The sequence below is a fragment of the Armatimonadota bacterium genome (assembly GCA_013314775.1).
Classification (GTDB): Bacteria; Armatimonadota; Zipacnadia; order Zipacnadales; family JABUFB01; genus JABUFB01.
This window is the reverse complement of the sequence record JABUFB010000001.1, coordinates 371,417-391,120: the sequence shown is the minus strand read 5'-3', so window position 1 is coordinate 391,120 and position 19,704 is coordinate 371,417. Positions and strand designations below refer to the sequence as shown.

General features: G+C 63.3%; 15 protein-coding genes. 4 read left to right on the top strand and 11 right to left on the bottom strand.

Going from position 1 to position 19,704, the window contains the following annotated elements:
• Positions 1 to 193: 193 nt before the first annotated feature.
• The 5 genes from HPY44_01445 to HPY44_01425 form a co-directional block, all read right to left on the bottom strand.
• Complete coding sequence (locus HPY44_01445; protein NSW54652.1) at positions 194 to 1,768, bottom strand: Do family serine endopeptidase; 1,575 nt, start codon at positions 1,766 to 1,768, stop codon at positions 194 to 196.
• A 268-nt stretch (positions 1,769 to 2,036) separates the two neighbouring features.
• Positions 2,037 to 2,366 (bottom strand): thioredoxin, encoded by a 330-nt coding sequence (gene trxA / locus HPY44_01440; GenBank protein NSW54651.1) that lies wholly within the window; start codon positions 2,364 to 2,366, stop codon positions 2,037 to 2,039.
• Positions 2,367 to 2,503: 137 nt separating this feature from the next.
• Positions 2,504 to 3,847, bottom strand: coding sequence for a DUF2817 domain-containing protein (locus HPY44_01435; protein NSW54650.1), 1,344 nt, complete (start codon positions 3,845 to 3,847; stop codon positions 2,504 to 2,506).
• The gene (locus tag HPY44_01430) at positions 3,823 to 4,521 is read right to left on the bottom strand and encodes a nucleotidyltransferase family protein (protein ID NSW54649.1); all 699 of its coding nucleotides are present in this window, start codon (positions 4,519 to 4,521) and stop codon (positions 3,823 to 3,825) included. Before HPY44_01430 ends, HPY44_01435 begins: the two co-directional genes overlap by 25 nt.
• A gap of 34 nt (positions 4,522 to 4,555) precedes the next feature.
• Positions 4,556 to 6,385 carry a DUF4838 domain-containing protein gene (locus tag HPY44_01425; protein NSW54648.1) on the bottom strand — a complete coding sequence of 610 codons (1,830 nt, stop codon included), beginning with the start codon at positions 6,383 to 6,385 and terminating at the stop codon, positions 4,556 to 4,558.
• Between the two features lie 502 nt (positions 6,386 to 6,887).
• Between HPY44_01425 and HPY44_01420 the strand changes: the two genes are divergently transcribed.
• Positions 6,888 to 7,556: a class I SAM-dependent methyltransferase gene (locus HPY44_01420; GenBank protein ID NSW54647.1), complete on the top strand. Its 669-nt coding sequence runs from the start codon at positions 6,888 to 6,890 to the stop codon at positions 7,554 to 7,556.
• A gap of 10 nt (positions 7,557 to 7,566) precedes the next feature.
• Here HPY44_01420 and HPY44_01415 read toward each other — a convergent pair whose 3' ends face one another.
• Positions 7,567 to 8,460, bottom strand: coding sequence for a glycosyltransferase (locus HPY44_01415; protein ID NSW54646.1), 894 nt, complete (start codon positions 8,458 to 8,460; stop codon positions 7,567 to 7,569).
• 38 nt (positions 8,461 to 8,498) lie between these two features.
• Here HPY44_01415 and HPY44_01410 point away from each other — a divergent pair, with 38 nt between their 5' ends.
• Positions 8,499 to 9,602, top strand: coding sequence for a glycosyltransferase family 4 protein (locus tag HPY44_01410; GenBank protein NSW54645.1), 1,104 nt, complete (start codon positions 8,499 to 8,501; stop codon positions 9,600 to 9,602).
• Positions 9,603 to 9,607: 5 nt separating this feature from the next.
• Here the strand turns inward: HPY44_01410 and HPY44_01405 are convergent, their stop codons facing one another.
• From HPY44_01405 to HPY44_01385, 5 genes are all read right to left on the bottom strand, one after another.
• Entirely contained in the window at positions 9,608 to 10,081 is a 474-nt protein-coding gene (locus tag HPY44_01405) for a hypothetical protein (GenBank protein ID NSW54644.1), read from the bottom strand.
• Positions 10,082 to 10,134: 53 nt separating this feature from the next.
• Complete coding sequence (locus tag HPY44_01400; GenBank protein ID NSW54643.1) at positions 10,135 to 11,841, bottom strand: hypothetical protein; 1,707 nt, start codon at positions 11,839 to 11,841, stop codon at positions 10,135 to 10,137.
• Positions 11,813 to 12,808 carry a hypothetical protein gene (locus HPY44_01395; protein NSW54642.1) on the bottom strand — a complete coding sequence of 332 codons (996 nt, stop codon included), beginning with the start codon at positions 12,806 to 12,808 and terminating at the stop codon, positions 11,813 to 11,815. The genes HPY44_01400 and HPY44_01395 overlap by 29 nt, the downstream gene beginning before the upstream one ends.
• Positions 12,809 to 12,850: 42 nt before the next feature.
• Positions 12,851 to 13,981: a rod shape-determining protein RodA gene (gene rodA, locus HPY44_01390; GenBank protein ID NSW54641.1), complete on the bottom strand. Its 1,131-nt coding sequence runs from the start codon at positions 13,979 to 13,981 to the stop codon at positions 12,851 to 12,853.
• A 110-nt stretch (positions 13,982 to 14,091) separates the two neighbouring features.
• Positions 14,092 to 14,811, bottom strand: a complete 720-nt coding sequence (locus HPY44_01385; protein NSW54640.1) for a prepilin-type N-terminal cleavage/methylation domain-containing protein — start codon at positions 14,809 to 14,811, stop codon at positions 14,092 to 14,094.
• 253 nt (positions 14,812 to 15,064) lie between these two features.
• Here HPY44_01385 and HPY44_01380 point away from each other — a divergent pair, with 253 nt between their 5' ends.
• Together HPY44_01380 and HPY44_01375 are read left to right on the top strand one after the other, a co-directional pair.
• Positions 15,065 to 17,515, top strand: a complete 2,451-nt coding sequence (locus HPY44_01380) for a hypothetical protein (GenBank protein NSW54639.1) — start codon at positions 15,065 to 15,067, stop codon at positions 17,513 to 17,515.
• Between the two features lie 17 nt (positions 17,516 to 17,532).
• Positions 17,533 to 19,686 carry a heparinase II/III family protein gene (locus HPY44_01375; protein NSW54638.1) on the top strand — a complete coding sequence of 718 codons (2,154 nt, stop codon included), beginning with the start codon at positions 17,533 to 17,535 and terminating at the stop codon, positions 19,684 to 19,686.
• Positions 19,687 to 19,704 lie beyond the last annotated feature (18 nt).

Genomic DNA, 19,704 nt, shown 5'->3' with positions numbered 1-19,704 from the left:
GTGGCTGTGGCTAAGGCTTCTTTCAGACCCCGCCTCGCGGCGACGCCCTTGCCTTCGCTTAACGGTTACGGTCTCCGATACCGTAGAGGACTTCCACCTCCGAGATCATGAACATGCCCGGCATACGAACAAGGAAGGGCCCGGCCATCATCGCCAGGCCGGGCCCTCATACCCAGGAGAGGGGTCCGAGATACTACCATTCGGGTTCGACGCTAACAGACCTGCGGGTCCATTCGTCATCCACCCGACGCTCGATGAAGACCATGACGTATTTCTTCCCGCTCCCCTTGGCCTCCTCCAGCGCCTTCCGGTACTCTTCGGGATTGTCGACTTTCGTGTTGTTGATCGCCGTGATGATGTCGCCCTTCTCCAGGCGGCCAAGCGCGGGACCCTCGGGGTCAACGTCAGCCACCACCACCCCGGACTTCGCCGGGCACTGGAGCGCCTCAATGGCCTCGTTGGTCAGAGGCTCGACGACGATTCCCAGGGCGGACACCTCGGGGGTAACCTCCGCCGGGGTCTCGCCCGATGTCTCGAGACCCGTGTACTTGGCCGGCATCTCTCCCAGCACGACTTCCACCTGCGCGGGCCGCTTCTCCCGGATCACATCCAGGACCACCTTCTCGCCCGGTGGCGTGTCGGAGATGGTCTTCTGAAGCTCCCAGGTGCTCCGAACTCTCTGGCCATTGACGGCAACAATGACGTCCCGGATCTTGAGGTCGCTCTTCGCAGCGGGTCCGCCCGGGTTCACGTCCTCAACCAGTACGCCGCCGTCCGGCACACCAAAGAAATCCTGGGCGTTCTCATCAAGCTCGGAGATGCTGATACCCAGCCAGCCGCGCGCGACCTTCTTGTCCTTGATCAGCGCCGGGATGACCCGGGCAGCGGTGTCGGCCGGAATTGCGAAGCCGATGCCCACATTGCCGGGCGCCGCGAAGCCGTTGGAGACGATGGCCACATTGATGCCGATTACCTCGCCCCGCATGTTGACCAGCGGCCCGCCGCTATTGCCGGGGTTGATGGCCGCGTCGGTCTGGATGATGTCACCGATGCGCATGTAGCGGGGATCCTGGCCGGGCAGGAAGCGGCCCTTGGCGCTGACAATCCCCACTGTGGCTGTCTGCTCGAGACTGAAGGGGGCACCGACCGCCATGACCCACTGACCCACCTTGAGGTCGGCAGATTTCCCAAGCTTCACCGTTGGGAGCTTGCGACCGGCGTCGACCTTGATCACCGCCAACTCGGTCTTCGGGTCATTCCCCACCAGCTCGGCCGGGTACTCCTTGTCTTCGTTGTCCTTGTCATGCAGTTTGACCGTGATCTTCACGGCGTCCCGGACTACATGAGAATTGGTCACAATATAACCGTCTTCGCTGTAGATCCAGCCGCTGCCCATGCTCATGCCCCGGGGCTGCCGACGTGGACGCTTAGGGGTCTTCCCCCCTTCTCTGCCCTCCTCGCGGTCCCTGAAGAAGGGCTCGAAGAACGGGTTGTCCTTGAAGAACTCCTCGAACTCGTCCACGTTGCCGGTCGGTCCGCTGGTTTCCACATTGATACTGACAACGGCGGGCAGTGTTGCGTCGGCCACTGCGACGAACGCGTCCTCAAGATCCTGTACAGAGTCAGGAACTTGTGTGACTTCCTGGGCGCCAACCGGGCTGTGAGCACGGGGGTAATACAGAACGAGGCCCGTGAGCACCGCTCCCACGAGGACGCTCAGGAGGATGATCGTGATGTGCGAATGCCTGTTCACTGTGCTGACTGTCATGGGTCTCTCGCAACCTCCTGCGGCATGTAATTGATATGTTCGGCGAAGGGAAGTTGAGTCGCAATTGCTCAAGCCTGATAACGGATTGCTCGGGCCCAAGGTTCCCGACGTCGATCACAATTACCCATTCGACGCACAGATTACCGGCCCGGTTCACTGTCCCCAAATCAAGCGCATACCGGCGACCCCAAACGCGAACGGCAGCGCGCAGTCAAGGGACTGTATCGCGCTGCCGTGAACCCTGCCGGGCTGGCAAGACCTTCGCCGACTACCCCGATATGGCCTTGGTGATCATGTCGGAAAGGGCGCTCTCGGACTGCAGGCCCACCATCTGCTCCACCATCTGGCCATTCTTGAACAGCATCAAAGTCGGAATACTGCGGATACCGAACTTGGTGGCGGTTGCGGACGCTTCATCCACGTTGAGCTTGGTGACTTTGCACTTGCCCTCGAACTTCGCGGCGATTTTCTCGACCACCGGGGCAACCATCCGACAAGGACCACACCACGGAGCCCAGAAATCTACCAAGACCGGAGTATCCGCTTTCAGCACCATGGCCTCGAAATTCGAATCTGTCACTTCGTGTACAGTCGCCATTTGGAGCCCTCCATTCGCGTTTTCGCGCGGGTCATCTTATAAGAAGATCTTGATATTATAATGATTGGCCACCGCGGTTGCAAGCGGTTTTTCGCCGGCGTCGCCCCAGGTCGCGCGAGGAGAGGCGTGAACTCAGGCTACCTTCCCGCCGCCTGAACCGGCCCGAGGTTGATGCTTCCACCCGCGGAAGCCAACACTTCACCCGTTTCGCCGATCACCGTGACATCTACCTGGTGCACTCCCTCACCCACCTCTGCGGGGTCCATGGGGCACTGATACGGTTCGTTGTTCGTCACCAGCCACAGGCGTCCATCCAGGTAGAACTTCACATAGCGCACGGGTTGGGAGCCCGAAACCACAGCCTCCACCGCTTCAGTCTCACCCTCAAAGGCTTCCATCGCCTGTACTACACGAAGTTCCACGCGCGAAGTCTTGCCGGCGCTGGGCCGCAACTCCGCCGCTAGATTGTCCGCCGGACCTTCTGCTGCAGCCACCTGAGGCGCTCCGGGCAGACCGGTGCCATTGATCAGGTAGTTGGCTACGGTCAACGCACCCACGACATGGAACCCGGACCGGTACCGGATGTCGCGCCCCGCGCCGGTTTTCGCCTCCATGAGGAAACTCGGGATACCCAGGTCCAGACCGAAGCGCCGGTGACACAGCCGCCGATCTTTCCCCGGGCCGTCGTAGTAGATATTGAAGCGGTACCCGTAAGCTCGCAGCCAGCGGGCGATGTCGTACGACGCCCCTGCAGAGACAGTGCTGCACAGGGATTGGATGCCCATACCGCGCCCGATGGTCTCCACGAAGTTCTCGCCGTAGGAGGGTTTCGGCGAACTCGCAGGGAGTTCGTGCAGGTCCATGAGGGCATCCGGACGCCAGATCTTCACCGCCCGGTCGATCGCGAGGGTCTCGGGCTGTGACCTGCTCTGCCAGTCTCGGTTCAGGTCGACGCCTTTCGCGTTGGAGCGACGACCCGCATCGGCCCCGTCCGGGTTGGCCATAGGGACAAAGACCAGCGTCAGCCGCCTGAGGGTCTCGCGCTCCACGACGCCGGCGGCTTTCGCGAAATACCGGATCATAGCCATGCAGGCGCTGGTACCCGACGACTCATTGCCGTGCTGGCGTCCGATGATAAACAGACAGCGGGTCTGGCCGAAGACGGTCTGGGGGTCATGGACGGCGGCGCAGAGGATATCTCGGCCACCGTGGCTGCGGCCGAGCCTGACCACGGAGACGCGGTCCGATGCAGAGTCGAGCGACGAAAGTTCCGCGGCCACCTGGGCGTAGGAGTAGTCCTGCGCGGGCACGTACGAAAGGATCTGCTGCACCATATCGGCGTGGCAGCAGGAGATTGCCCCCAGCGTGAGCAGGGCACAGGCGAGGCCGGCTTTTGCAGACACTCTGCGCATGAGGCAGGGACGCTCTGTCTGGCCACCCTCGCGGGGAGGCCGGTTCACAGACTGTGCGTGCTCATCCATTCATTGGCGCCATCCAGATCGGACAGACGGCCCACATCCATCCACCAGGCCTCTTTGTCCAGGAAGCCCCGGATGTTGGCTCCCGAACGGATAAGCGCTGGAAACACATCGTACCCGAAGTCCATTCCGGGTGCAAGGTGCTCCCAGATGCCCGGCCCCAGCACGTTCACCGCTGCGTGGCAGGGCTTGCCGAACCGGGGCTTTTCCACGAAGTCCGTCAGGCGCCCGTCCGCGTCCATCTCAGCCGCGCCCACGTGGACGGTGACGTTGGATACCAGCCCCACCGTGGCCACAGCACCGGTGGCCTGATGCTGCCGGGCCATGGCCGACAGATCCATATTGTGAAGGATATCCCCATAATGGACCAGAAAACTCTCGCCCTCGGGAATGTACCCCCGCAAGGCATGGACTTCTCCCGCCGTGCCCGATGGCTCCGGCCGCATAGCATACTCCAGGTGTGCGCCGAATCGCGACCCATCCCCGAAATAGGCTTCAAGCTGCTCGGGGAAACGGGTGACCGCGAATATCAGGTCGGTGAAGCCGCAGTGCACCAGCCGCCGCACCACATGCTCCACCAGCGGCCGTCCCGCAACAGGGATCATCCCTTTATTCAGGTAGTCGCTGAGCGGCTTCATACGCGTGGCATGTCCGGCGAGAAGAACGATTGCCTTCATGGGCGCCTCTTCGCGGGAGTGGAGCCTCCCGCCATCAGAATCCGTAGAACTTCATCCAGGGCGAGTTCACCGCCCAGGTGATCCCCATCTTCTGGTAATATGCTTCCAGGGCCGCGTGGGCCTTCTCGTAAGTCTGCTGGTCCCCCTTCCCCGCGCGCAGCAGACCCAGGGCCATGCGGCGATCTCGGTTCAAGCGGGTGAAATCCAGGCCGGTCTGCAGAAAATCGATGCGCTGCAGGATGGTCTCATCCCCGGCCGCAAGGCTCCGAGCCCGGTCGAGATGCCCCTGGAGCTCGGACAGGACACTGTCGGGATAGCACGAGGGCAGGATGGTCATATCCCCCTTGCGCCCGTCATAGCGGTTCTCCAGAGCGAGATTGTCGATGATCCTCTCGAGTTGCCCGAAGTACTCCCGCACCGGCTCCCAGGCAGGCCCCCAGCCCGCCCTGCAGTAGTCCTCGATGACCCGGTCCACGTCGATCTCCGGGTCCCACAGAAACCGCGCCAGGACGTAGTAGTTCAGCCCCTTCAGCGCCCAGTGCTGATAGCAGCAGTCGAAATCCGTCACGCGCATGCCGGTGTCGAAACAATGCTTCAGGTCATCCACCAGCCGGTGACAGTACAAAGCGGGGAATCCCATGCCGTCCATGAGCAGGTTGGGCCGCAGGAAGAACCGGCTCGCCGATCGCGTCCAGGCATCCCAATCGGCGCGCTGCGCCTGGCGATCGGCTTCCCGCGTGTAGGTCAGCCCCACGAAGCCTATGAAAACGTTGGGATGCAGCCTTTCTCGCAACGGGGGCATGCGGTAGGCGCTGTAGGCGTAAGCGCCGAGATACCGGTCGGGGAAACGCTCCGCGACGATCTTCGCCACTTCCGAGTAGAAATGCACGTAGCGATCGGTCAGCGACGGCACCATGAAATTGGGGTCACTGGGATGCCAGACTTTCACGAGGGGAGCTTCCGGCGGGTCCAGCGCCCGGCAGTTTTCGCATAGGCAGAAGGTGGCCCTGCCGCCGTCATTGGGCGAGATAGAGGCGCAGAAGAGCGTGGGGTCCGCTTCCAGCTTCGCGATGGCTTCTTTCGCGGCCTGAGCAATGACTTCCGGATTCGAGACGCACAGTCGCGCGCGGTCCCCGATATTGCCCTGATCGCGGGTGCTGTTGGGCTGCAATGCAAACCAGTCGGGATGCTCTTCGTGGAACTCGTCCCACCAGTGGCCGAAAGCATGGCCGTAGTTGAACTTGCCCTGGGTACCGATCCGCTGTCGACGGAACCAGGCCTCTCCGTCCCGGTGCACTGCCTCGAACTGCTCGCGGGTGAAGCCGAGCTTATCCAGGCCGGCCTGCACGCGGTCGCTGTAATACAGGTTGCGAATGTTGCGCTGAATGATCCGCGGCGTGAAGTCGACGTCGATCTGAGGAATGCTGAGTTCCGGGCCGGGTGGCAGCACTTCGCCCAGTGGCCCGGGCCAAAGCCAGCGTACCCCGATGCGTTCCAGGAACTCGAGGGCCGCCCAGTAGGTGCCATTGAGGTTCCGGCCACCGGGGCCCGCGTCTCCCCCCATGATGACAACCCAGCCATCCCCGGTCTTGACGCGGATCTGCTCGGGCGCAAGGGCGGCGCTGTCGAACCCCAGGGATTGCGCGCGCTCACTGTCGCCGATGATCACGCACAGGCCTTCGCCGGCCTCAGGCTCCCTGACCACGGGCACTCTCTGCCCGGTTATGCGTTGCAGATAGTGCCGCACCTCGTCTGCCGCATTCTTCGCGCCCGACGATGGCTGCCTGCCCAGCAAAATGTGGGCCTGGAGCGCAAATGCGCTGCTTGCGAGACACACAGCGGACACGGCCAGAAACAAGCGCATTGCGGGCCTCCGGGGGACAGCAGGCATGCCAACGTCAAGCCGACGGGGCAATTGTCCACAAAACTCGGGCCCAGGGCAAGGTGGATGGCGCTGGAAGGAGGACCTCAGTTCTTCCGGTACCTCGACCTCACCTGACCGCAGGCACCGGACGCCGGCCACACACGAGGCAGGCACGCATCCTGCAAGACCGCCGGCTCTGCCCAAAACTTCTGGAGAGGTTGCGCGGTTCGTGGTATGCTCAGGTGAAGGGGGTCAGGGTCTAGTCACGGCCCTCGTACCATGACGGTCGCAGAATCTACTTAGGCAAGCTCACGGGGACCCGCAGATGGCGCCTCCCGCCGGCGATATGAACACCGCGGCTGCCCAACTCCTCTCGCAACTGCTGGCAAGAGGGCCACAATACCCCGCCGAGGCCCTTATGAGGAGCTGGGAGCTTGCCATAATACGCCGGCAACCCCTCGTGCGTCCCCTGCTTGATTTGGGTTGCGGTAGCGGCCACGTGATGAACTTGCTCAGCGATAGCGGCCGACTTCTGCACGGGAGCGGCATGGTCGCGGGCATCGACATTAGCGAGGAATTCGCGGCACTCGCGGTGCCCGTTGGCATCTACGACCTAGTTTCGGTCGCCGATGCGCGAGCCCTGCCTTTCGAGCCGGAGACCTTCGAGACAGTGGTGAGTGTTTGCGTTCTGGAGCACATCCCACGAGTAGAGGCAGTCCTGGAAAACGTCGCCCGGGTGCTGAGGCCCGACGGCCGGTTCATTTTCTCAGTCCCCGCCCCGCTCTTGTGCGAAATGGCGGCCGAGACCCACGGGCCGGATGGGGAGGCCTTTGTCGCCCAGTTCAACGCCCGTGTCGAGCATGTGAACGTCTGGGATGCCGCGACGTGGCAGGCGAAGCTCGGACAGGCAGGGCTTGAGTGCACCGAGGTGCTGGGTTTCATGCCGCCCAACGCGGCCAGGATATGGTTCGCCGCGTATGACTGGACCGTGCGCCCGATCCGCGGACGTGGCGCGCTGTACCGTCTCGCTGGTCCGGGTCTGAGCCGATTCGGTGTGGGGGCGGCCCTTCGTGCCTACTGGATGCGTCGCCTCACACCCGCGGCACGTGACGGGCTGCAGTGCCGGGTGGAGGACGCCTGCGCACTGCTGTTCGCGGCACGCAAGCCATAACATGCACGGCTCAGATTCTCAGCAGCCGGGCCAGGTCAGTCTGCGATGCCGCCAGTATCTCGGCGCTGGTCCGTTTCGGCGGATCCTTGGGCCGGGATGCGAGCGCCGCCGCGCGCATGGTCCGGGCATCGAGGTATCCAAGCAGGCTCGCAGGGTCGCGACGCCGCAGCAGGTCGCCAAGAATGTGCCGGGCGACCGCGCCCGTGTGCGCGCGCAGGAGTTCGGGTGTGTCGAAGTTCTTCCAGCCGAACAGCACGCGGTTCCGGGCACGAATGCGCCTGACGTAGGCAGCTGAGTACAGGCGCTTGATGGTCCGGCTCTCCATGTGCAGGAAGTGGCAGCGGGTGTCGTACACGATCCGAAGGCCTGCGCGCCAGGCGTTCCAACCCAGGTCCAGGTCCTCCCAGTAGAACGGGTGGTAGAGCGCGTCGAAACCGCCCAGGTCCAGGTACAGGTCGCGGCGGAACAGGCCTCCTCCGGCCGGTGCGCCGATCTGCGGCCGCACCTGCCCCCCGCGCACCCCAAGGTTTTCCAGCTTCTCGGTGTCGCCCAAATAGATCGGCCCGGCAGCGAACGTGGAGGGGTCCTGGAAATGTTCCAGAAGCAGACTAATCGACCCCGGGGTGACCGCCATATCGCTGTTGAGCAGCAGCACCACGTCGTGGACGGCGTCCGCGAAGCCCTGGTTGCACGCTGCGCCAAAGCCCACGTTCTCATTGAGGGCGACCACGCACACGGAGGGGAAGTCCCGCGCCAACATTGCAACACTGTCATCCTTGCTCGCATCATCCACCACGAGGACTTGATGGTTCGGAGGTGGGAGCTCAGCGAGCAGCGGGGGCAATGTAGCGCGCAGAAGGTCTGCACCGTCGCGATTGGGAATCACTGCGGTTATTGGCTGCACACCTATCACTCCTCCGGGGGAAACGCCGGGAGTATGACATGCGCGTGGGCATTGACGCAAGCTACCTGCTGACCGCCGAGAAAAGCGGGGTCGAGACCTACGCTCTGAATCTTGTGCGCGGCCTGCTGGGACTTGAGGAGCGCCCCGAGTGCTTCCTGTACGCTGCGTCCTCCGAGCCCGCAGGTGAGGATACCGACGGGATCTGGGATCTGGCCGACAAAGTTCGGATTTCGCGGCACACCCGCCTTTGGTTGCGCGCGCGCATGCCCATACTCATGGCGCTCGACCGGGTAGACATCGCGCATTTCCCCGGTAGCCTTCTTCCGTTGTGGCTACCTGCCCCGGCGGTAGTGACCTTCTACGACCTCGCGGCCCTTCGCTACCCCGAACTGTACGACCCACGGGAACTGTCATACTACGATAGCATTATCCCCCGGGCTGCTCGGCGCGCCGCGGCGGTAATCGCAATATCCCAGGCGACGAAAGCGGATGTGGTGCAGGCCTTCGGAATCCCGGAAAGCAAGGTCCACGTGACTCCGCTGGGTGTTGACCGACGGTTCGTCCACGTCCCCGATGCCGGTGACCTCGTGCGCCGCGAGTACGGCCTCGAGCCCGGGTACGTGCTGGGCTGCGTGGGCTCCGGGCACCCTCGCAAGAACCTGTCAGCGGTGGTGAAGGCTTTCGACCTGCTCGCGCCGGATGGCCCCCAACTTGCCATCGTCGGGGCGGTCGCGCGCGATCCGGAAGCGTTGCGAGCCTTTGAAGCCTCGCCGGGGCGACACCGTATCCACCTCATCGGCCACGTCCATGAGAATACTTTGCCCGCGATCTATTCGGCGGCGCGCGTCCTGTGCTTCCCGTCGCTCTTCGAGGGCTGCGGGCTGCCGGTGCTTGAAGCCATGGCCTGCGGCACGCCCGTGGTCTGCTCAAACGTCTCCTCGCTGCCCGAAGTGGCCGGAGATGCCGCACTCCTTGTGGACCCGCGGGAGATCGAGGCAATCGCGGAAGCGCTCGCAAGACTGCTGACCGATGATGCGCTCCACGAGGACCTGTCGAAACGGGGGCTTGAGCGCGCAGGCATGTACACGTGGGAGCGCACGGCGCGGCTCACCGTCGAAGCATATCATGCCGCCGCGGGTTGAGGCTGCTACTCGTCGCTCACGATGCCCCGCTCGGTCATGCGGTACCGGCAGCAGGGTTGGTCCGCAGCGGGAACCTCGCCCACGGACACTCGGAATGCCAAGCGGTCAGGGAAGAGCAAAGCACTGTGCAGGTTGATGGACCGAATCGGCACACCCTGGGCCCCCAGCAGATTAGTGCTCTCGTCGATGCGCCCGTAATGCCGGCGGACAAGCTTCACCAGCAATTCGTCTCGGGACATCCAGTCGTACTCCCCGAACAGGTCATCGCCGCCAATTCCCTGCTCGGGCCTTTGGCCCAGGTCCCCCAGGCGAAAATCATAGTTCCGCCGCGCACCCATCTTTTTCCCATCCCCGGCAAGATACAGGACCGTGTAGCCATTGATGCGGGTGCGGTGCCCCTCGGGGTAAGGGGCGACGAAGGCCGTTGCGCGAGCCAGGAGGAGTACGGCAGCGATCACGAACAGGTGCTCGCGGCCCATGGGTGGATGACCTCAGTCGCGTGCGCGTTGCGTTCAGGATGACCGGGGCCCATTCAGCCCGCGGGTTTGTCCCTTCGGATGCGCAGACCCAGGATCTCCAGCGGACCGTCGGAGCCGCAAGAGATGACCACATCGTGCCACCCCGCGGTGACACCCGTCAATGACGCCGGCTGGTCCGTGTTTCCGACCAACTTCGACTGCCCATCCAGCGTCACGTTGACGAGCGCCTGCTCCGAACCATTGCGGAGCACTTCCAGGTCGTAATCGCCATCGGGCAGATAGATGCGGAACACCGCTTCGCCGCCCTTGCCCAACGCCACCAGTTCTCGCCGGACAGCCGCCTCACGCGGCGCCTGCAAGAGCCGGCTGGCCATGAGATTGAGAGCACCAGCATCCACCAGCAGTGCGCCGCCGTCTTCGAACGCCTTCCCCACGATCTCCTTGTAGGCCTGGACGAATTGGGTCGGCTCCGTCCCCTGAGCGCCATGAAGGACGGCTGCGAGCGTCGAGCGGCCATGTGCCGCTTCCAGCCACAGACAGAACCCGGCGAAACGCGCGGCACCATCCTCGCCGGTGAACTCTTCCGGGAGCGTGGCCATCCAGGCGTTCACTGGGACGCGGCACTCGCGCATGAGGAACCGCTTCGCCTCTTCCGCGCTAATGCCACAGAGACGGTGCAGCGCCTCGGCGGAACGCTCGCTTGGCCACGGGTCGCCGGTGACCGTCCCGGCCTCCTCCAGCAACCACTGGAACAGGAGGCGCTCACCCACGTCGCCACTGGCCCAGACATCGTCACCCGGAAAGGGCCCGATCCGCGGGAGCATCAGATGCCCCAGTTCGTGGAATAGCTGGCGTACAAGCTCCTCGGGCGCCCGCACGCTTTCGGCATCGTAGAAGAAGATACGATCGCCAAGCTGTTCCGCGCCGGACGGTCCGGCCTCGGTCAGGTAGAGTTCAAGCAAATCGGTCTTTTCCGGCTTGCGGTCGAAGTCCAGGTACTCCAACAGATACACGTGGCCGCGCAGGGCGAGTTGAAGGAGGCGCTGGGCCAGCGTTTCGTGATCCGCGCGGGAGGGCAAGACTGTGGAAGACGGCCAACCCGCCTGCCAGCGCGCGCGCAGCACTTCGTTTCGGTCGTCGGCGATGAACCCGTAAGCGACACGGTTGAACAGCATGTTCTCGGCCGGCCCGATAGAACTGGGGAGCCTGATCCACGGCGCGGCACGATTCCCTTCGAGGGCGGCGGGGAATATGAGCGAAGTCGTGTAGGCGAAAGTGCGCGTAGGTCGGGAGCCGAAATGGAACTCCTCGGAGAGCTTCACCACATGCCCCGCGAAGGCCGCCGGAGCCAGCGGCAGCATGTCAAGGGCGATCTCCCGCGGGAAACGCCCGCGGTAGAACGCCCGCTTGATCGCTCGCTGCGCAGCTTCATTGCGGGGAGCAAGCTTGCCTAGGACGTGTGCGTACAGTTGCGCGGCTTCTTCGATACGGTCGGCTTTCTCATACAGGTCGCCAAGGGTCAGGAAGGCGGGGATGTGGTCGGGATAGGCGCGAATCGCCGCGAGCAGTTGTTCCTCAGCATTGTCGCGCTTGCCTTCGGCAATCAGCGCACAGGCGCGCTGGACCATGGCCTCCGGCCCATCGGCCGCGGGGGTGTCCGCTATGACAGCGCCGGAGAACACCCCCAGCGCCAGCGCGAGCACCACGGCCGAAGCAGTCGCGGCACTGCGCTTAGTCGCCATTGCGTTGGGCAGTCTCATCGTCGACCCCCGGGTGGCACTGAATCCGCGCGACGATCTCATCGGCCAGCGAAACGTTCTTGCGATCCACAAAGGTCTGCACGTAGTAGATGTCGTTCATCGGCGCGCAATGCCAAGCACGTGCGATCAACCGGTCGGCGTAAAGTTGCTCGCGGCAGTGTGCGATGAAGCGCTGGAGCAACTGGACCCCGCCAACGTTACTGCCCTCGACCAACAGGCCCTCGTGGCCCTTCACCGTGCCCTCGTGCCCTGTTGCCCCGTGCTTGCGCAACTCCCTCCCCAGTTCCGACCCGACCCAGTCCTTGAGGCTCTTTCGCTTGAGCGCCACATTCGCCATGCCCCACCGGGCCACTTTGATCTGTTCGGTCTCCTTCGCGAACTCAAGCTCGATGAGTCCGGCCATAAGCTTCTGGCCACTGAGGCCGAAATCCTCGGGAATACGCACGTCTAGTCCGTACGCCGACCAGAGCGTCCAGCCGCCGCTGGTGTGGTCGTCGATGCCCATGAGCACTGCGCCTGCGAAGGCCTCCGCCTGCGCGCCCGTCTGCCCTGGCGGCATCATGAGCTGAGCGATGACCGTACGCCCGCAGTCCTTGCAGACCCAGGCGGCTCCGTAGCCCTCCAGTTCCGCCTTCCAATGGAAGCACTTCGCGCCTGACTTCTTCCGCTTCCCGCGACCAGTGAGTTTGATGTCGCGGGTGATTTCGATCTCGGGCGCGTGTTTCTTGCGGCCCCTCTGAATATCCCGCAGATACTTGTCGATCACAGCATTGAGATCCACGAAGCCCTTCTCGGAAGCCCACTTGACCTCCAGACGGGGCATATTGTCGTCATCCCAGCGCACATACCCGGCAGTGGAATCACCGCTAATCGCGCCGATATTCCAGTCTTGCGGAATGCGGACGGTGATGCCCTGCCATCCCGCTTCAACAATACCGGGAGCATCCGGTTCGTGCTGCTGTGCCATGTCATCCCTGTCCCGTGCCCGGCCGGCGGGCGATCTGTGTCCTCAGAAGACGATCTTGTGGCGGCGCATGTAGATATTCTCAAGCAGCCCGATGCAGATCATGTTCGTGATCAGATTGCTGCCGCCGTAGCTAACGAAAGGCAGGGGCATGCCCTTGACGGGCATCATTCCTAAGGTCATCCCCACGTTGACCATGACATGCAGGAAGAACAGCGCGGCGATCCCCGCCGCCATGAGCTGCCCCAGGCGGTCCTTGGCGTTCGCAGAAATGTGGAGCGTTCGCCACAACAATAGGCCGAAGAGCCCCAGGACCACGGAGCACCCGAAGAACCCCTTCTCCTCGCCGATCGCGGTGAAGATGAAGTCGGTCTCCTGGTCCGGAATGAAACCCAGTTGTGTCTGCTTTCCCTGGAACAGTCCCTGGCCCCACATGCCGCCGGAACCGATGGCGATGAGCGATTGCCGCAATTGCCAGCCCGCGCCTCTCGGGTCAGCGTCGGGGTAGCGGAACGCCAGGAGACGGTTCTTCTGATGCTGGGGGATCACCCCGAGGTTCCACGCGGCCCCGAAAAGCAGAACTCCGACCAGCACATACGCGAGCAGATGCGTGATCCTCGCCCCCGCCACAAGCAGCATGACGAACCAGATGAACATAATGACAACGGGCGTGCCCAGGTCAGGCTGCAGAAGGATGAGACTGGTGGGTAGGAAAGCGTAGACCAGCGACCGGGAGACCAGTGAGAGCGTGTCCACCTCCTCCTCCCGAGCCGCCAGGTAGACCGCGAGGATGATGATCACAGCGACTTTCGCGAGCTCGGAGGGCTGGATGTGGATGGGCCCAATGTCGATCCAGCGCCTGGTTCCCCGCACCTCGCCCTGAATGGCGCCGATGATCAGCACCAGTATGAGCAGGACCACGACCACCGCCATGAGGACACCCGACAACGACCCGATCTTCTCATAGTCCAGGGTGAGGGCACCCACCATGGCGATCAGGCCCAATGCCAGCCAGGCAAGCTGCAGGTGAAGTTTCTGGAAAGGCGACTGACCCGCCGCAACCAGACTGGCTCGGGTGCAACTGTAGATCATCACCATACCCACGGCCAGGAGCAGGGCGACGATGATCAGCAGCACGGGATCAGCGCGTTTCAGAAGGCGTCTCTGGTGAAGCATAGGGGCCAGTATATCACAAAGAAGATGTGCTCAAAAGCGGGGCTGGCAGGCACAGCCGGACCCGGCGACAGCAATGTCCCCGGGTCCGGCCTCGTCGCGTCTAGCATTGTCTAGCGCAGCGCGCCTACTGTCCCATTGTCGCGCACGATACCCCACAGTTCGAAACGCCCGTTGTACGGCCCACCCTGGATCTGCCACACTCGCTTCGTCTGGTTCTCGCAGTCCACGTAGGTGCTCGTGGTTTCAATCGCCTTGACCACCTTCGCGTGCCCATCTGCGAAGGCGCAGTTGGCCACCTCGTTGTGAGTGCCCATGATCGGCGTGTGAAATGTCTGGGCCAGATTACCGTCGCCAATGACGAAGGTCTCCGCCGGCCTGGGGATCTCAGCATCCGAAATGGGCTTCACGAGCCCCGTAAGGTTCCCGTCCTCCCAGACCGCGGTATTGAAGATGTAGCTTGTGCCTGTGAAGCCAGGGGCCAGAGGTGGCGCGCCCAGGGCGCCCAGCACCGCATTGATGCCGGCTGCTGTGATCTCATCCTTGTTGCTGGGACACTGCAGAATCTGCTGGTTCTTCATGTACGGCATCAGCATGTGATAGGGGGTGAAGGTGCCCGCTGCGGTTCCGCTCAAGCTCTGGCCATAACACTCGTCATAATCTTGCACGTACATGAGCATCGAGGTGCCGACCTGCTTCAGATTGCTTAGACACGAGCTCTGGCGCGCTTTCTCGCGCGCTCTGGCGAAGACGGGGAAGAGTATAGCGGCGAGGATGGCGATAATGGCAATGACCACGAGCAACTCGATCAAGGTAAAGCCAGTGCGCTTCATCGACGTCTCGACCTCCTGAGTAGAGACATGGATTGATGAGCAGTTCGGCTATGACTTGTGCGAGCGCTGTAAGCTCTGACGGGACCCGCGCAGAGCTCCCTGCCCGTTTTATCATTCATGAGACTGCGTTGCCACACCTTCACTGTGACATGTTTATATACACATCAGTCTGCCTGGGTGTTCCAGTCCGCAGGAGTCGCGTATGCAGGTCCCGTGATGCGCTGCAGCGAATCTGCCGGTGAGGTGGTATGCGATGCGTCTCTCCCTGGCTCTCTGTCTGTGTCTCCTCGCACATGCCGCCGTGTGCCTGACCATTGACGGCGAGAACCTCGGCCAGTCCAAGATGATCCCCAGGCAGGGCGAAACGATCCGGTTCAGCGCCCCCGTGCTCAATGAGGGCAAGGAGCCTTTCGCCGGCGATGTCACCCTCACCATACGTGTCGCCCGTGCAGGCGAGCCACTTTCCGCTGCTGAGACTGTCACTCTCCCGCTCGAACTTGGGCCTGGGGAAGCGCAGGACTTCGACTTCAACTGGACATTCGAACGCAATGGGTGGTATCGGGTGGTGTTCGAATGCCACGAGCCCGAGATGCGCCTCGAGAGAGAGATTGCGGTCACTGCGAAGGATGTCTACTTCGTCTGGTTCGGCGCGCCCAGAGACTTCCGCTGGTGCAACGTCCCCACTACGGTGAAGGACGAGGAGCAGGACTGGTGGCTGCGCCGGGGAGCCATCCCGGCTCACTGGAAATGTGGTGTCTGCTGCAAGCAGATGACGGTTGAGCAGTTTGTTGAGAACTGGGGTCGGGTCGACTGGATAGCAATCGATGAGGTGGGTGGGCCGGGCGAGGTGACCGACAAGTTCATCGAGGCATGGAGGCGCCTGAAGGACATCAAGCCCGGGCAGTTCACCGCTGTCTGGTACATGGGCGCGCACGCCTACTGGGCAGATATCAAGGACCTGGTGGACCTGTTCGTCCCCGAAATCTACCTGAACTACCGGGGCAACCATCTCGGACAGTTCGACGCGTACCTGCAGACCGCGCGCGAGGCCGGCGTACTGAACCAGGTCATCCCCGGCCTGGGCATCAACGAGATCAGGGACGACAATAAGCGGGTCACCAACTCCCCCACGCGGGAAGACGTGCTGCGACAGTTCCGTTACCTCAAGCGCGCGTGGCCTGACTTGCCCGGCATCGGGTTCTTCACCGCCTACAGCGCCCGCTGGGGAGTAGCCGAGTATGCCGATGAACTGTGCGGCGCCTTCTACATCGAACCGGTGCTCACGATCCTCAACCCCGATGAACCGGTGCGCATTGATAGCCGCCCGCCGGAAGACGGTGAGGTCCGAATTGCGCTTGCGGACGCCGTGGGCACTGAGCGCTGGGCGCGGGTGCAAGTGCGCAATGTGGGCAACATGGACGCGGAGGGCGTGACGCTGGAGATCGTCGCGGCGCGGGAAGGCAGCTCGAACCAGGCTTCATGGACCCGCTTCACCACGGATAGATGGACCGTGGGTGAGACGCGCTGCTTCGTGTTCCCCGCCGGCGGTCTCGCCGGGCCGGTCCGGGTGCGCATCGTGCCCCGTGAAGGCTACACCGTGCTGGACGGAACCGCAGAACGGTACCTCGCTCCCGCAGCCTGGGAACGCCAGGGAAAGACCCTGGTGGCGGTGGCGCCGGGAGATCCCGCGCCTGTGCCACTGCCCGGGTTCGCGGCTGTGAACGCGGATGAGGCGTACCGCATTGTCTCGGCCAACGCTGACACCCGTTCCGCGGCAGTGCTCCCGGCGCGCCCCGGGATGGATGAGAGACTCGCGGCCTTTCCGCTCCCGCAAGCATCCCCCCAAAGTTACAGCATCGCCGCGCTGGAGCCGGGTGAGGCCCCCGCCATTGCTCCCGAACACTCGCAGGAGGGCGACCTGCTGCGCGTCAGTAACCGATTCTACCGCGTGGCACTTGACCTCAAGACCGACCGCATCACCGAGATCGGCGTGACGGGGGGAGCCGAGAACATCCTGCGCGGCCCGTGGACGCTTTCGGCCGCCGGCCATTCTGAATTCGGCGAGCCGCGAGTACAGCAGTTGCCGGGCTGCCTGGTCGTGACGATCCCCTATGATTCGCCCCAGGCGTCGGGTGAGAGCCAGTACGTCTTCTTTGAGTACTCTCCGGCGATTCGCGTCGCTCGCTCGTGGGTTCCCAAAGGCGAAATCACCCTCAAGGGCGCTGGTGACCGCTGCGACCTGTTCCAGAATGGCGGCAGCTTTGCACTGCAGCCCGGGGTGGGTGGCACGGTGCGTCGGGGATATCTGCATGACAGCGACAAGTACCGGGACCTGTTGTTCGGTTACCTCGGCGGCGCCCCTGAGCCGGCGAACGCAGACCGAGCGGGCTGGATCGATTTCTCCTATGACGCGACACGACGCGATGGCGGCATGGGCGTGGTGATCGACTATCGCTGGGTGGACAGCGACACCCAGAGTTACGACGTGAGCCGGCTCTACGACGCATCCGATTGGCTCGAAGTGCTCTACCTGTGGGGCAAGGAAGCCACCTTCAGCCGGCCACAGAAATCCTGCTTGTATCTCGTGCCGCACCGCAGCATGGACTTCACTGACGCCGCGGTGACACCCCCGGCCAAAGCGCTCTGGGACGTGATCCACCGCGCGCAGATCGCCTGGACCGAGGGCCTGCCACCCGGGACCTGAGCTGAGAGGGATTCAACATGCGATGCACACTCTGCCTGCTGGTGGTGACCTGGTTGATGTGCGCGACGACAGCCGCAGACCTGCCGGACTGGGTAGCGAAGATCCGGCCGGATCACCCGCGCCTGTTCTTCAACGCCGACACTTTCGAGCAGGTGAAAGCACGGGCACTGGGGCCGGAGAAAGACTGGTTCGCCAAGACCACGGCGTGGGCCGATGGCCTTGTGAAGGCTATGCAGGCTGAAGAGCCCGCGCTGAAGGACTTCGGCGTGGACAGCGCCCGCTCGGCCTTCGTGTTCCTGGTCACCGGCGATGACAAGTACCTGCAGGCTGCGCGTAAGGGCCTGGACGTAAGCCTGCGGCATTACGAGAAGTGTTTCGAAGACCGCAAGGCGGTGGACTGGTACTCCACGAGCCGCGTCCATGCCGTCCTCGCCTGGGACTGGCTCTACAATTACCTGCCCGAGGACGAGCGGAACCAGTGGATGACCCGATTCGTGCGGGTCATCAAGAATGTGCTGGACGTGCGGCCCCGTATCTACCGGGAAAACTACAGCAACTACACCACCGGGTTCTACGGGGTGCATAACTGCCTGTGGTTCATCGGCTGCACAGCGCTGGGCACGGGCATCGCGGCTGACCTGGTGCAAGAGTGGCTGGTCTGGGGGCATGACGAAAACTTGAGGCTATTGGAGCACCGCCGGAAGGCCTGCGGTGACGACGGTGGAGGCGCCTCTCCCACCCTGGGCTACGTCCTCGGTGCATACCCGTGGGCCGAGCAGAACTACTTCTACACCTGGCTCAGCGCCACGGGCGAGAACATCGCGCCGGACTGGCCCCACAGCGCGTGGCTTGCGAACTACGTCATCTGGAACTGGATCGAGGCGCCGGGCGGCCCGCTGGAGTTCGGTTGGGGCGACACGCCACACACCACGAATGCGCTGCCCACGTGGCAACTGTACAGCCACATGGCCAACATCCGGCATCTGTACGGTGAACGCGAGCCGCAGGCCGCGGCGCTGGCCCGGTATCTGCAGGAGAGACTTCCCAGCAAGGCCCACTCATCCACTTGGTTCATCTACCCCTTCCTGCTCACAGGTATGGACGATTCACCGGAACCATTCGAACCGTCCAACCTGCCCCATGCCAGGCATTTCGAAAACATGAGCCAGATCTTCATGCGCTCCGGAGACGGGCCGGATGACACCTATTGCCTGTTCACCTGTGGCGGCCTACTGGGACAGCACAAGCACTACGACAACCTGAACTTCGTAATCTACCACAAAGGATTCCTCGCCCTGGACAGCGGCACCCGGGCCAACGAGTTCGAGAACGGACAGCATCTCAAGAACTACTATGCGCAGACGGTTGCCCACAACTGCGTGCTCATCCACCAGCCCGGCGAGCCGCCTGCTCCCTACTGGGGCGAAGGGCCCGCGGTGGCTCAGAACCACGGTGGCCAGCACAGCGCACTCAAGTCAGTGGTCAAGGCTTTTGAGACCAATGACCGCTTCGTCTACGTCGCCGGAGATGCCACCGAGAGCTACCGCCACGGCGCTCCCGGAGGCCTGGCGCAGAAGGCCGAACTGGTCACACGCCAGTTCGTGTTCCTGATGCCGAACCACTTTGTGGTGTTCGACCGCGTGCGCTCTACCGACCCGGGCTTCTCGAAACAGTGGCTCTTGCACACCGCTCACGAGCCCACCATCGACGGAACCACGCTGCGCGCTGACCACCTGCAGGGCCGCATGTTCTGCCGTACGCTCTTGCCGAAAGATGCGCGGCTCGAGCTCGTGGGCGGTCCGGGCAGGGAGTTCTGGGCGGCAGGTCGGAACTGGGAGATCAATACGAAAGGCCTCAAACCCGAACACCTGGCGATGATGGGCCAGTGGCGGCTGGAGGTATCCCCCGGGGAACCCAGGACTGACGACCTGTTCCTCCACGTGATCCAGGTGGGCGATCAGACGCTGGAATCCATGAACGGAGTGGAATTGCTTGAGACTGACGGGACCGCAGGGGCCCGGGTCCACACGGACCAGGGGACCTGGGAGGTCACCTTCGCCGCAACCGGCGACCTCGCAGGACACGTCCGGTTCGCAGGGGAGGGTGCGTCCATAGACCAGCCGCTGGCCCAGACCGTGACGCCGCAGACAGGCATCATGGCCGGGCCCTGAGAGCGGGGACCGGTGGCG

Bases quoted from the DNA above. Each gene is read 5' to 3' on its own strand.
- HPY44_01445 (NSW54652.1), bottom strand. From the start codon at position 1,768: ATGACAGTCAGCACAGTGAACAGGCATTCGCACATCACGATCATCCTC.
- HPY44_01380 (NSW54639.1), top strand. From the start codon at position 15,065: ATGCGTCTCTCCCTGGCTCTCTGTCTGTGTCTCCTCGCACATGCCGCC.
- HPY44_01395 (NSW54642.1), bottom strand. From the start codon at position 12,808: ATGGCACAGCAGCACGAACCGGATGCTCCCGGTATTGTTGAAGCGGGA.
- HPY44_01400 (NSW54643.1), bottom strand. From the start codon at position 11,841: ATGAGACTGCCCAACGCAATGGCGACTAAGCGCAGTGCCGCGACTGCT.
- rodA (NSW54641.1), bottom strand. From the start codon at position 13,981: ATGCTTCACCAGAGACGCCTTCTGAAACGCGCTGATCCCGTGCTGCTG.
- HPY44_01425 (NSW54648.1), bottom strand. From the start codon at position 6,385: ATGCGCTTGTTTCTGGCCGTGTCCGCTGTGTGTCTCGCAAGCAGCGCA.
- HPY44_01430 (NSW54649.1), bottom strand. From the start codon at position 4,521: ATGAAGGCAATCGTTCTTCTCGCCGGACATGCCACGCGTATGAAGCCG.
- trxA (NSW54651.1), bottom strand. From the start codon at position 2,366: ATGGCGACTGTACACGAAGTGACAGATTCGAATTTCGAGGCCATGGTG.
- HPY44_01435 (NSW54650.1), bottom strand. From the start codon at position 3,847: ATGGATGAGCACGCACAGTCTGTGAACCGGCCTCCCCGCGAGGGTGGC.
- HPY44_01410 (NSW54645.1), top strand. From the start codon at position 8,499: ATGCGCGTGGGCATTGACGCAAGCTACCTGCTGACCGCCGAGAAAAGC.
- HPY44_01375 (NSW54638.1), top strand. From the start codon at position 17,533: ATGCGATGCACACTCTGCCTGCTGGTGGTGACCTGGTTGATGTGCGCG.
- HPY44_01385 (NSW54640.1), bottom strand. From the start codon at position 14,811: ATGAAGCGCACTGGCTTTACCTTGATCGAGTTGCTCGTGGTCATTGCC.
- HPY44_01420 (NSW54647.1), top strand. From the start codon at position 6,888: ATGAACTTGCTCAGCGATAGCGGCCGACTTCTGCACGGGAGCGGCATG.
- HPY44_01405 (NSW54644.1), bottom strand. From the start codon at position 10,081: ATGGGCCGCGAGCACCTGTTCGTGATCGCTGCCGTACTCCTCCTGGCT.